Origin of the sequence: Streptomyces griseus (genome assembly GCF_900460065.1) — a bacterium.
Classification (GTDB): Bacteria; Actinomycetota; Actinomycetes; order Streptomycetales; family Streptomycetaceae; genus Streptomyces; species Streptomyces griseus.
The window spans coordinates 34042-46625 of the sequence record NZ_UAVD01000052.1 but is presented as its reverse complement, the minus strand read 5'-3'; the positions used below and the strand labels follow the sequence as shown (position 1 = coordinate 46625).

General features: G+C 70.7%; 12 protein-coding genes. 9 read left to right on the top strand and 3 right to left on the bottom strand.

Going from position 1 to position 12584, the window contains the following annotated elements; all coding sequences use genetic code 11:
- Positions 1-84 precede the first annotated feature (84 nt).
- The gene (locus DTB53_RS32275; protein WP_012377466.1) at positions 85-876 is read left to right on the top strand and encodes an SDR family NAD(P)-dependent oxidoreductase; all 792 of its coding nucleotides are present in this window, start codon (positions 85-87) and stop codon (positions 874-876) included.
- 498 nt (positions 877-1374) lie between these two features.
- On the opposite strand, the gene DTB53_RS32270 is transcribed toward DTB53_RS32275, so the two are convergent.
- Complete coding sequence (locus DTB53_RS32270; protein WP_012377465.1) at positions 1375-2007, bottom strand: TetR/AcrR family transcriptional regulator; 633 nt, start codon at positions 2005-2007, stop codon at positions 1375-1377.
- Positions 2008-2102: 95 nt separating this feature from the next.
- Here DTB53_RS32270 and DTB53_RS32265 point away from each other — a divergent pair, with 95 nt between their 5' ends.
- Both DTB53_RS32265 and DTB53_RS32260 read left to right on the top strand, forming a co-directional pair.
- Complete coding sequence (locus DTB53_RS32265) at positions 2103-2882, top strand: SDR family NAD(P)-dependent oxidoreductase (protein ID WP_012377464.1); 780 nt, start codon at positions 2103-2105, stop codon at positions 2880-2882.
- A 36-nt stretch (positions 2883-2918) separates the two neighbouring features.
- Positions 2919-3329 carry a nitroreductase family deazaflavin-dependent oxidoreductase gene (locus DTB53_RS32260; protein ID WP_012377463.1) on the top strand — a complete coding sequence of 137 codons (411 nt, stop codon included), beginning with the start codon at positions 2919-2921 and terminating at the stop codon, positions 3327-3329.
- 453 nt (positions 3330-3782) lie between these two features.
- On the opposite strand, the gene DTB53_RS32255 is transcribed toward DTB53_RS32260, so the two are convergent.
- Positions 3783-5759: a tetratricopeptide repeat protein gene (locus DTB53_RS32255; protein ID WP_012377461.1), complete on the bottom strand. Its 1977-nt coding sequence runs from the start codon at positions 5757-5759 to the stop codon at positions 3783-3785.
- Positions 5760-6180: 421 nt separating this feature from the next.
- On the opposite strand from DTB53_RS32255, the gene DTB53_RS32250 reads away from it, so the two are divergent.
- The 3 genes from DTB53_RS32250 (at position 6181) to DTB53_RS37675 (ending at position 7915) form a co-directional block, all read left to right on the top strand.
- Positions 6181-6384, top strand: a complete 204-nt coding sequence (locus tag DTB53_RS32250) for a hypothetical protein (RefSeq protein ID WP_042495195.1) — start codon at positions 6181-6183, stop codon at positions 6382-6384.
- A gap of 405 nt (positions 6385-6789) precedes the next feature.
- The gene (locus DTB53_RS37680; RefSeq protein ID WP_176737654.1) at positions 6790-7476 is read left to right on the top strand and encodes a hypothetical protein; all 687 of its coding nucleotides are present in this window, start codon (positions 6790-6792) and stop codon (positions 7474-7476) included.
- Between the two features lie 37 nt (positions 7477-7513).
- Positions 7514-7915: a hypothetical protein gene (locus DTB53_RS37675; protein ID WP_236586447.1), complete on the top strand. Its 402-nt coding sequence runs from the start codon at positions 7514-7516 to the stop codon at positions 7913-7915.
- A 203-nt stretch (positions 7916-8118) separates the two neighbouring features.
- On the opposite strand, the gene DTB53_RS32240 is transcribed toward DTB53_RS37675, so the two are convergent.
- Positions 8119-8448 carry a hypothetical protein gene (locus DTB53_RS32240; RefSeq protein ID WP_012377459.1) on the bottom strand — a complete coding sequence of 110 codons (330 nt, stop codon included), beginning with the start codon at positions 8446-8448 and terminating at the stop codon, positions 8119-8121.
- 194 nt (positions 8449-8642) lie between these two features.
- Here DTB53_RS32240 and DTB53_RS32235 point away from each other — a divergent pair, with 194 nt between their 5' ends.
- The 3 genes from DTB53_RS32235 (at position 8643) to DTB53_RS32220 (ending at position 12557) form a co-directional block, all read left to right on the top strand.
- Positions 8643-9497, top strand: a complete 855-nt coding sequence (locus DTB53_RS32235) for an RNA polymerase sigma factor (protein WP_012377458.1) — start codon at positions 8643-8645, stop codon at positions 9495-9497.
- Positions 9494-11458, top strand: coding sequence for an SsgA family sporulation/cell division regulator (locus DTB53_RS37915; protein WP_012377457.1), 1965 nt, complete (start codon positions 9494-9496; stop codon positions 11456-11458). The genes DTB53_RS32235 and DTB53_RS37915 overlap by 4 nt, the downstream gene beginning before the upstream one ends.
- Before the next feature lie 730 nt (positions 11459-12188).
- The gene (locus DTB53_RS32220; protein WP_075025147.1) at positions 12189-12557 is read left to right on the top strand and encodes a hypothetical protein; all 369 of its coding nucleotides are present in this window, start codon (positions 12189-12191) and stop codon (positions 12555-12557) included.
- The last annotated feature ends 27 nt before the right edge of the window (positions 12558-12584 follow it).

Sequence of the window (12584 nt, the reverse complement as noted above, 5' to 3'; positions counted from 1 at the left end):
GACTGGGAAAGTCATTCCGTTCTAGCTTTTACTTGCTCAGGAAAGTCAATGTGCCGGTGCGGCACCACAGGAACGAGAAGAAGCATGGATCTGCGACTGAAAGACAAGACCGCCTTCGTCAGCGGTTCGACACAGGGCATCGGCTTCGCCGTGGCACGTGCACTCCTCGGCGAGGGCGCCGCGGTGGTCATCAACGGGCGTAGCGAGGCCGGTGTCCAGGACGCCTTGCGACGGCTCCGCGCCGAGCTGCCGGATGCGGACGTCTCCGGACGGGGCGCTGACTTCAGCGATGCCGCTCAGGTCCGGGATCTGCTGGCATCACTGGGCGATCTCGACATCCTCGTCAACAACGTCGGTCTCTTCGGTCTGGACCGCTTCGAGGAGGTCTCCGACGACGAGTGGCAGCGCTATTTCGACGTCAATGTCATGAGCGGCGTCCGACTCTCCCGCCAGGTCCTGTCAGGCATGCTCGACAGGAAGTGGGGCCGTATCCTCTTCATCAGCAGCGAATCGGGCGTGAACGTTCCCGCTGACATGGTGCACTACGGGGTGACGAAGGCGGCGATGATCGCCCTCGGCAATGGCCTCTCCAAGCTCACGCGGGGAACCGAGGTCACCGTCAACACGATCCTCGGCGGGCCCACCTACTCGGACGGTGTCGCAGGTACCGTCGCCGGCATCGCCCAGGCCCGGAACGTGCCGGCCGATGAGATGAAGGCCGCGATCATCAGCGCCAATCAGACCACGCTCCTGCAACGGTTCATCGAACCGTCCGAGATCGCACAGCTTGTGCTCTACCTGGCCAGCCCACTGTCGGCAGCCACCAACGGAGCCGCGGTGCGAGCCGATGGAGGCGTCCTGACGACGATGATCTAGGCGCATTGACCAGCGCCATGTACTGGGCTGAGGTCAGGAAGGAACGCGCCGCTTCCCTCATGTGCGCAGCGCCGGGAGCGGACGGAAGGAGATGCCGGCTCGCTGGACGGCATCGGGCAGACCGCGCCTTATGGGTGTGCGGGACAGGCGGGTCCCCGGAGTACGCCTCGGGCCCCTGGCGCCGGAGATGGCCCTGCCTCCGGCATCAGGGGCCCGCTCGGCGCGCCCGCAGGGCCTATAACGGTCCCGTCGGTGACCGGCGACGGGACGCTGCCGGGGGGGCAACACGCCGCAGGGCGGTGACGAAGATGCAGCCAGCGCCGACCGTGCGCACGGGGGCCTTGTCCTCGGTCGCCTCAGGCCGAGGAGCGCCCCCGGCTGGTCTGGCTGGTCGCCTCTGACATCCGAGCCCCCGCCGACCGCTGAGCAGACCCCGAAGAAGCTCCTCTCCCGCCTTTCCGGAGGCCGCCGGGCGGGGGAGGGTGCGATGTGCGCAGCTCAGGCGGCGTACCTGGCCGCCATCATCAGGACGGCCTCGTCGACGACCGACTCGACGGCCGTACCGTCCGGAGCCCAGTGGGCCAGGAGCAGGCGGGGCCAGAAGACGTAGTTGGAGATCATGCCGAGGAACTGGGTCGCGGCCAGCTCCGGATCCTCCAGCCGGATCGTGCCCGCTTCCCGCTCCGCTTCCAGGTAATGGCGTACCGATTCGAAATAGGGCATCTTGCCGCGGTGGAACTGCGACTCTGCCAGTTCCGGGAAGCGTGGCAGCTCGGCGATGACGATCCGGAAGAGGTCGGCCATGTCCGGACGAGTGAGCAGGGCGGCGTAGCGCCGGCCGATCAGAGCGAGGCCCGCCCGGAAGTCGCCCGGCGGCGGGGCGTTCTCGTAGCCGTCGCCTGTCTGCCAGGACGCGGTGACGATCGCGTCGAACAGCGCCGCCTTGGTCGGGAACTGCTTGAACAGAGTCGCTTTCGACACTCCGGCCGCCTCAGCGATCTTCGCCAGCGACGTCCGGTCGTACCCGGAATCCAGGAAGAGGCTGGTGGCCGCGCGCAGGATCGCGCCCCGCTTCTCCTCGGCGACGCGCTGGTGATAGGCCGACGGTTCGGTGTTCACGAGAACCACCATAGACGAGGTGAGCCGCTTGACTCACCTCTCGTCGCTCTCGTACGGTCAAGGGCGAGGCGAGTCACTCGACTCACCACCTGGAAAGGAACCACCTCATGGGACGCTTCGACCACCGCTCCGTACTCGTCACCGGCGGCACCGGCGGCCAGGGAGCCAGTCACATCCGCGCCTTCCACGCCGAAGGCGCCGACGTCGTGATCGCCGACATCGACGAAAACCGCGGCCACGCGCTCGCCGACGAACTCGGCACCCGCGCACTCTACGTCCGCCTCGACGTCACCGACGAGAACTCCTGGAACGCCGCCGTCCAGGCCTCTGAAGAGCACTTCGGCCCCCTGTCCGTCCTCGTGAACAACGCCGGAGTGCAGAACCCCGCCGCCCCGATCGAGACCACCGACCGCCGGACCTGGGACCGCATCCTCGGCATCAACCTCACCGGAGCCTTCCTCGGCATCAAGGCCGCAGCCCCCTCGCTGCGCCGGAACGGCGGTGGCGTCATCGTCAACATCGCCTCCACCTCCGGCGTGGGCGGCACCGCGATGTACGCCCCCTATGTGGCAAGCAAGTGGGCCATTCGCGGCCTCACCAAGACTGCCGCCCTGGAACTGGGCCGCGACCACATCCGCGTCAACGCCATCCACCCCGGCGTCATTGCCACCCCGTTCATCACCGAACCCGCCGCAGGCAGCGACGCCCCCATCTCCGACTTCTACTCAGCCGAGCCATTTGCCATCCCCCGCCTGGGCGAGCCCGCGGACATTACCCGAGCCCTGCTATTCCTCACCTCCGACGAGGCCTCCTTCGCCACTGGCTCGGAGTTCGTCATCGACGGCGGCCTCCTGCTCGGCCCCGCCCTCAGGCACGAAGCCGTTTGATTTCCCCCACCACCCGTCCACTCGAAAGAAGCCCTCATGGACCCGGCGATACGCGCCGCCATCGAGATCACCCCCGCCGCAGGCACCCGCGACCGGATCGTCGACATCACCACGACCGGCCGCCGCACCGGCCGCCCCCGACGGATCGAAATCTTCTTCTACCGCGCCGCCGGCCGGACCTACCTCTGCAGCGGCACCTCCGGCCGTCCGACCAGCTGGTACGCCAACCTCCTGGCCCATCCGGACTTCACCTTCCACCTGAAGCAAGGCATTCGCTCTGACATCCGTGCCCGGGCCGTTCCCGTCACCGACCAGGAGGAACGGCGCCGCATCCTGACCGAAATCGTCACCGACCTCAACCAGCCCCACAATCCCGGCACCATCACCCAGCCCACCCACCTCCGGGACTGGCTGGACAGCAGACTGGTCCGCGTCACCTTCCCCTGACGTCCTCCCTGCCGGCCCAGCCGGCCACCTCAGCCGAGCATTGGGGCCGAGACGACGAAGTGCGGGGGACAGGTCCCGGAAGGGGAGAACGCCCAGAACAGCCCGCGGCGGCGGCGCACCCGCCGTCCTCAACCTCCTGCTCGCCCTCGTCGAAGCCGTCGAAGCCGCCACCGCCTGGCACCGCGCGCAGGACCACCGCGCCCAGACCACAGCCGCCGCCCAGGCCGCCGTCCTGCTCCGCGAAGCCGCCACCCTCACCACCACCGGCGCCCGCACCACGACACCCCGGACCTCCCCGCGCACCGTGCGGGTGACACCTGCTGCCGAGCGTGGCCCCGCCCCGCCCACGCCCGTTACCGGTGTACCGCCCCGCCCTCCGACTGGAACCCATCCGGGCCCTGACGTGGGGCCGGGGCGCTCGCGCTGAACCAGCAGGGAGGCGAAACCACGCGCTCACCTTCGGCGGGGCAGTTGCCACCATCGTCGGCGCCCGACCTCGGCCAGCCGGGCCTGTGCAGTGGCGAGGTTGTTGCGGGTGGTGAGCGTGTCGGGGTGGTTGGGGCCGAGGATGCGTTCGCGGGCGGTGAGGGTCTGGTGGTGGAGGTCGGCTGCTTGTTGGTGTTCTCCGAGAGCGTTCAGCGCGTTCGCCAGGTTGTTGCGGCTGCTGAGGGTGTTGGGGTGGTCGGGGCCGAGGATGCGTTCGCTGTCGGTGAGGTTCCGGCGGTGAAGGTCGGCTGCTTGTCGGTGATCACCCAGCCTGTTCAGCGCGGTGGCGAGGTTGTTGCGGCTGCCGAGGGTGTCGGGGTGGTGGGAACCGAGGACGCGTTCACGGTCGGTGAGGTCCTGGCGGTGGAGGCCGGCTGCTTGTCGGTGATCACCCAGCCTGTTCAGCACGTTGGCGTAGTTGTTGCGGCTGCTGAGGGTGTTGGGGTGGTCGGGGCCGAGGATGCGTTCGCGGGCGGTGAGGGTCTGGTGGTGGAGGACGGCGGCCTGCTGGTGTTCTCCGAGGTCGTTCAGCGTGCTGGCGAGGTTGTTGCGGGTGGCGAGAGTGTCGGGGTGGTCGGCGCCCAGGAGGCGGGTCTCGGCGTCCAGGAGGTGCCGGCGCAGGAGGAGTTCCTCGGAGGCTGCTCCTGCGTTGTTGAGTGCGTCGGCGAGATCGTCCAGCGTGCCGACGGCAGTGGTGAAATCGCGTTGCGCGCGGCGGTCGAGATGGGATCGGAGGTGGACGGCGAGGAGGCGTGCGGTGGGCCATCCGGTCCGGCCGGGCATGCTCGTCGTCGCGTCCACAGCCCGGGCGAGGTGCTCGTCGATCGCCGCGACCCAGGTGTCCGTGGGTTCCGGACGGGTGAGGGTGTGGGCGGTGACGTCCCGGACCAGGCGGTGGAGCCGGACTTGGTTCACCGGCGGACCACCGTCCCCGGGGTTGGCGTCCCCGGGGGTGTGGAGGAGCCCGTACTGGTGGAGCCCGGCGAGCGCGGCGTCCACCGTGGCCGCGGTCGCGGGCAGCCCGGTGGCGTCGGTGACGAGCCCGGGCGTCACCAGGCTGCGGGGGACCGGGGCGGGTTCGAGGAGGGCGAGGAGCTGGAGGACGGGGCGGGCGAGGGCGTAGCAGTCCTGGTGGAGCTGGTCGAGGGAGAGGTCCCAGGTGTGCCGGACGACCCGGCGCGCGGCGTCCGGGTCAGCCGCTGCTCCGGGGTGTTCGGCGCCGAGGAGGTCGGCGAACTCGGCTTCGAGAGCGTGCTGGTAGGCGGCGAAGGTCCGGTGCCGGCTGGTGGGGACCGACAGGTAGGTGCCCGCGGCGTTCAGCCCGAGCGGGAGCCCGCCGAGCCGGACAGCCAGGGCCTCGGCCTCGGTTTCGGTTCCGGCGTGCGCTGCGGCGTCCAGGAGGACCGTGCCGGCCGCGTCGTCGGCGAGGGGCTGGAGGTGGATCAGGTCGGCGTCCGGCCCCCAGGTCTGCCGGGTGGTGTCGCGGCTCGTGACGAGCAGGACTCCGCCTCCGTGCGGGCGCAGCCAGCCCCGGTAGGCGGCCGGGAGCCCCGACCCCGGCCCGACGCGGGAGGGGGTGTCGACGTTGTCGACGACGATCAGCCACCCCTTGACGGTGGCCAGGTGTTCCCAGACGGCGTCGACGAGCGACACCCTTCCCGTCCGGGCATCCTCCAGCCGGGACTCGGGAAGGCCGAGGATATGGGCGGCCTGGGCCAGGTCCTGCCCGAGCTGGGCGGCACCGTCGCGCCAACGGATCCACACCACCACCCGACCCTCGGCCCGGGCCCGGGCCGAGGCCTCTGCGGCGAGCGTGGTCTTCCCCAGCCCTCCGGCCCCGCACACCACCACCATGCCCCCGCCACGCCCCCGGACCAGGGTGCCGATCCGCTCCAGCTCCGCCGCACGCCCCCGTACCCGTGCCGAGACCGTAGGCGGGTTCATCGAGTGCCCCCCCTGCCGCGATTTGCTCCAGCGGCACAGGCCGCACACCGTCGTCCGGCACTCCGGCGGCCAGGCGTCGCTCCCAGAAGAACAGCCCGAGCGACACGACGGCCAGCGCCCCGAACACCGACCACACCAGGACGGTGTTCTCCGCCCACTCCGGCGGCTGCGCGGTGACGTAGTTCGTCACGATCGCCACCAGGAAGGCGATCGCCGCCGACCCCCCCCGACACCGCCGACCCCATCCTGGCCGCAAGCCTGTTGCCCGCCACCCCACGCCCCCTGCCCTGCCCGGAATCAGGACCACATCATCGCCCTGACCCGGCCGCGCGTCCTTGATCCGCTCAGGCCGGTACCGGCCCGTGACACAACGTCAGCACCGCGGGTGTGAGAGCGGGGCCGACAGGACAGCGGGGCCCGGGTGCAGCCCGCCCCGCGCACCGCTCGTGGCGGCGGCGCACCCGCCATCCTCAACCCCCTGCTCGCCCTCATCGAAGCCATCGAGGCCGGCTCCGCCTGGCACCGAGCACAGAACCACCGCGCTCAGACAACAGCCGCCGCCCTCACCACCACCGGAGCCCGCACCACGAAACCCCGGACCTCCCCGCGCGCACCGTACGGGTGACACCCACCGCCGAGCGTGGCCCCGTCCCGCTCCCGCCCGTTACCCCCGTACCGCCCCGGCCTCCCACCGGACCACACCCAGGACCAGACCCGGGCCCTGGGCGCTCACGCTGACCACACCGAAGGAGACCCCACCCCATGACCACCCCCGCGCCCGCCCAGCTCCAGGGTGAGCCGTTCTCCGAAGCCCTGTCCGAGGCCGCGGAGGCCGCGGCGATGTCGGTCCGGCTGATCCTCACGATCGCGGACGCGGTCCGCCGCGCCTCCCAGAAACACCACCACGGCCAGCAACAGGAACTCGACCAGGACTCCGGGCAGGTCGCGGAGTCCTGGTGGTCCGCCGACCGGCAAGCACCTGCCCGCCTCCCTCCTCACCCACCTCACCAACAGCCCCGACTGGCCGGTGATGGCCCGCCAGCTCATCTCCCTCAGCCACGCCGGCGTCGACCTCACCACGTTCCTCCCGAACCTGGGCGCCATGGCCGCAGGGGTCGAGCACGCGGTCGCGAAGAACATCGCCCGCATCCAGGCGGAGGGCACCGACCGCTGGGCCGACCTCCTGCGCACCACCATCCCCGAAGGCCTCATCCGCGACGCGATCCTCGCCTCCCCGGCCTGGCCCGACATCGCCGCCACCATGGGCCGCCTCCACGGCCAAGGCATCGACGTCGCCCGCATCCTCAACCACGCCCACACAGCCAGCCTCAACGTTGACCAGGCCATCGCCGCCGCCGTCACCGGCCACCACACCCGCCCCGGCCACCACACCCGCTCAGAGTCCCGCCGTCGCTCCACCCGCTTCCGCGCCCGCTCCGGCCGCCGCTCCCGCTCCGGCCCCTGCCGCGCCGGCTGCCACCACACCGCAGCCCGCCGCTGCGCCCGCCGCTCCGGCTCCGGGCACCGCGCCGGCTCCGCCCGCGCGCACACCCGCCCCTGCTCCGGCCGTCGCGCCGCCCGCTCCCGGCACCGGGCAGAAGCCCGACCCCCGGGCCGCCCCGGTGAGCGCCGACGCGAGGAACGTCTGGGGCCCGCTGACCGAAGGCCTGAACATCCCCCGCGACCTCGACCTCGGCGACCGGGCCCGCGCCCTTAACCAGCTCGGCGTCACCCCCGACGCTCACCGCACCCTGGTGAGGACGGTCAACGAGACCCTGCCCCAGCAGGAGGCCGGGTTCCTGGTGAGCTCCCGTCAGTGGCCCGTCCTCGCCCACCGCATGCACCGCATGACCCAGCAGAACCTTCCCCTCGCCGAACACCTCGCCCGCATCACCCCCGACACCGCCCCCTGGCGCACCGGCCCGCTCTCCAACATCGCCGCCCGTCTGCTCCTGGCCGCCCACCACGCACTCACCACACCCCTCGACCAGCCACTGCCCACCGGCCCCCGCGTCTCCACCACCGCAGCCCGCTCCCGCTCCACCACCGCGGTCCCGGACAGGACCACTCCGAAGCAGCCCGCCCCCGTCCGACCCGCCGTGCCCGCCCACCGCCAGCAGACCGCGCCCGCAGCACGGCACGCACGCGGCAGGTGAGAGGCGGGTACCGCGGCCCCGCTGCGAGCGGGCTCGGGGGAGTAGTCGGCGGGCCGGCCGGTGGGCTGCGTCGTTCCGGTGCCCGGTCCGGCCCCTGGAGGAAAAGGCCGGACCGGGCACCGGTCGCAGATGTCAGGCCATGGGCCTTGTACCGGCTGTGCTGGACGGGTGCTGAAGGCGGCCGGTGCCGGCGGGCTGTGCCGCTATCCGGCAATGATTTTCTGGAAGAAGAGGACGCCGCCGGCGAAGGCGCCGCCTGCTGCGAGGGCGGCGGTCGCGGGATCCTGCTGAGCGCTGTAGGTGAGGACACCGGCAGCGGTGGCGACGAGGATGCCGAGCATCAGGATGATGGCGCTGCGCAGGCCCAGCAGGGGCCCCTCACCGACGGGCCCCTGCTGCGGCTGGGGGCCCGTCGGATCCTGCTGGCGGGTGTGGTCCGTTGCCGCGGTGCGGGCAGGAAGCTCCTGTCCGGTGCCGTGGCCGGCGGTGCCGCCCGGGTTGCCCACGGGGCCCGGGCCAGGGGGTGTGTACATGAGGTCCTCCGTCTGCTGGGCGGCCCCGCGGTGCCGGCGCCGTTCGATGAAGGTCTAGCGGCGCCCACCACCCCGTCCCCCCGCGTGACGCACGTCACATACCTGTGTGGTCGGTGACCCGGGGGGAGATGCCCGCCCCGCACCTATGACCTCGAAGACGAACCGGTGGCTGGGACGAGGGCAAGGGAGCGGATGTGCCGGATGGAGACTTCAGGGGGCGCTCCGCCCACGACGCACTCCCAAACCTCGACGAGACGCCCGCAGACCCCGCAGCCGAACTCCGCGGCCTCGAACGCTCCCTCACCGGAAGCACGGACGAGGACACCGCAGCGCATACCCGGCTCCGGGAAGCCGACGCCAGCCTCGTCGCGTTCCTGCGCCGGCAGAACTTCGAAGGCCCGCACTACCGGACCTTCATCGCCGAGCTGATGGACTACGGGTGGCGCACACTGAGCAGCTGGACCACCAGCGGCCACATCTTCGAACGCACCGCCCGCATGGGCCGCCCCGTACCACCGGCGATGATGCCCGACACCTGGGCCTACGAGGACCGCACCCAGGTCGTCACCGACACCGTCATCAAGGGCAGCGGCCTCTTCCGCGAGCACGGCCTGGTCCGCGAGAAGTGGACCCCCGAAGGCGGCGCCAGCCTCACGACCTACTTCGTCGGCGCGACCATCCTCGCCTTCCGCCCCGTCTATATGCGCTGGCACAAGGACCACCACGTCGGACAGTCTGAACTCAACCACCGAACAGCCGACACCGACGACATCCTCTACGCCCAGCGGGACATCCCCGACCAGCGCGCCACCGACCCGGCCCACGCCGCCGTCACCCACGACGACATCACCCGGCTGCGCACGCTGCTGCCCGACGAGCAACTGCGCGAGGCACTCGGCTGGATGGCCCTGGGCTACACCCAGGCCGAGGCCGCCAACCGCGTGGGCCTGACACCCAAAGCGCTGGAGAGGCGCCTGGCCCGCGCCCGCACCAGGATTTCTGCCAGCGGACTGCACACCGTCCAGCTGGAGGAGGGGGGAGCACGATGAGTCTTCACCACGACAACGCGATGCCGACCGCCGACGACGACGAGTTCGCCGCCCTGATGGCCGCTTCCAGCCTGCGCGCCCCTCACGTGCGCGCTCTCAGCGACCCCATCCCCAACGAGGCGCGGAGCCGTCTCCGGGAAACCGCTGAAGGGCCCGACACCGAGCAGGAGCCCACGGCCTGCGAGACCCAGGAAGCCACCGCCGACGCCGGTGACGGCGACCACTCCGAGGAAGAGCCCCTCGCCACGTACCGGGCCGGCACCTGGCAGCCGCCCGCCCTCAGCAGATTCCTCACCGAGGTGTACCGCCGTCTCCCCTGGACCATCGACCGCGGCCCCCACGGGCACCACACATCCGCCCTCCACATCAGGCCACTGCTGGCGGCCGACCTCCTGGAGACGACGAGGGCGACCGACATCCTCGTATGGCTGTCTCGCGAACCCGACAACGACAGGCACTACCTCGTGACGCCCACCGGGGCCGCCCTCGCTCCCACGCTCCTGCCGTGCGCGACGGACCGCAGCCCGACGTACTCCAGCGCCCGCGCTCTTCTGCGCCTGGCCCTGCCACAGTGGCAGAAGGAGTACCTGCTCGACGCCCGCCCCGGCACTGGCAGTCCGGATTTCCGACTGGCATGCACGTCCCTCGGGCCATCGGCCTCACTCGCATGGGTAGATTCCGCAATCCGATTCCAGACCACTCGCGATGAATGCTCGGCATTCCGGTGGGTAGGAGACTCGGAAAAGCATGCCCCTGATGCTGATTCGAGGCACCGGCTTCACACGCTACTGAGCCAGGCATATGAAAGTGCCCTGGTCTACTACGCGGCCCGCGAACCCGGCGGAAACCTCCGGCCATTCGACCAGCTGGTCAGGACGCCCGGAACCGCAGACCCCACAGATACCGGCGCACCTGCACCGGCCCTCGCCAGTCTGACCGCAGGGCGCCTGACCGACCTGCTTCAGCCAGTTCAACCACCACACCTGGAACAGCTTCACCCACACCCGGCCGACAGGTGGACGGGATGCCGCATCAGCACCAACCCGGACAGGTTTCCCGCTGGTGCTTGGCGACCCCTGCTCCTGGGCGCCCTCGCCGACTCCCCGTGGGCGCCCAGAAAGACAGGACAGAGGCTGATCACGGGCGAAGCAGCTCCGGGCAGCCCGACCCCGCAGGACGCCACGCCCATGATCGACGTACCCCTCACTCCTGCCCACCTTCTTATTGCCGCCGACTCGGCGGTGAGCCTGGACCAGGCACACCGCCACACCATCCCCGAACAAGTGCCGACCCCACCCGACCTGGACGCCTATACAGCCCAGCCCGGCAGCCTTCTTCTGCTGCCCGCCACCACCTCGACGGCAGCCGGCCACGGGGACAACAGAGAAGCCGTGCACTGGACTCCACGCACTGAGAGAGATTTCCCCTCGGAAGGCGGTTCCAGCGGCCCGTCAAAGTTCCCGGACAACGACAGCAGAACGCCGAAACTGTGGAGCACGAAAACAGAAGACGGCGTCGACGACCTGGAACAGCGCATGCAGCTGTGGATGCGCCAGCACGACACGGAAGACGACCGCGGCGACCGCATCCTGATTGAACTCGTCTACCGCACAAAAGACCCTCACGCGGTCACGGCTGTCTTCTACACAGGAACGGAAGAGGAACTGGAGTGGACCTTCGCACGCGAACTCCTGGCCGACGGACTGCACACCAGCGTCGGCCTCGGCGATGTCATCGTCTGGCCCGGGCCTGAAGGACCCGGCGACACACAGCGCATCTTCATCCGGCTGCGCCCGCCGGGCAGCACCGCGCTGCTGTCACTGGACCGCGACGACGCCCTGGAGTTCCTGGAAGCCACCCACCCACTCCTACATAACCCCCGCGCCACAGCACGAACAGCCGTCCTCCCCGCATGGGAACAGGAACTGCGAGACCTCATCTGCCCAGGCACCGGCGAATAGAACACGATCGCAGTTGCGTGCCTCCACGTGAGTCGGCTCACGTGGAGGCACGCAACTTGCGCCACCACCCCTGGCGCGACGGCCCGCCCTCGGGAACGAGGGGCGCCGCCCGATGCGCCTCTGCCCACCGGTCCCCACATCTCCGCCACCGCGGTCCCGGTCGCGGCCCCCGCGGACGCGCTGAAGCAGCCGGCCCCCGCCGTTTCGCCGACTCGGCGCTTCTGAACCTTCTGATCTTCACCCACCAGACGGGGATGCTGCGCATCGTCACCCCCTCACAACAGGTACGACGCCTCTTCGGGATCTCCGGCGTTGACAGCGTCCTGGAGATCCGGCAGACGATCGAGGAAACCGTCGCCCCTTAACCCATACCGGCCAGCCGGGGGTTCGGGGTGCCGGTGGAGGCGACTGCGGTGTGAGCCCCGGGACGGTGTCCTGCCGGAGGGCTGTCCGGCGGAACCTGTGGGGCGCCCCGGGGCTCTTCCCGCCGTTTACCCGCCACCCTTAGGTCTAGACCTTTCCTCGTCGGCGGTGATCTCCCGGTTCCCTGGACGGTGGTGGGGCGGGAGCAGCCCCGCCCCCGCCCAACCCACCACACCCGCACACCACCGCCGGCAGGCCGCCCCCGCACCCCGCCAGGGACGCGGACGATAACCCTGTTCCCGCCCGACTGCCGCTCCCGCGACGGACCTTGTGGCATCGCGCCCGCGATCCGGGAGACGATGCCCGTGTGATCAACCGGGAGCTCTCCTCACGCCTGGCAGCCGGCCGCGACCGCCGTGTCACCCAGCTCGCCGAAGCAGCCGCCCGCTGGGGCGGACACGTACCCGACGACCCCGGCATCACGGAGCTCGCCGACCTCCTCGAAACCGCCGCCAACGCCCCCGACCGGTCTGGTAACCCCGACCACCCCGGCGGCCCTGGGCACACCGCGAGGGCCCTCCTGGCCGGTGCCGTCGAGAACCTCCGGGCAGCCGCCCGGCTCGGCGGCCTCCTCCCCGCCATCACCCTCTGGCACCTCCAACGCGCCATAGACCAGGAACACACCGCCCACCAACAACACACCGCCCCCGCACGACGAAAAGCACACGACCGGTAGACCCGAGCCCGCCCGTCTTCCTCCAGA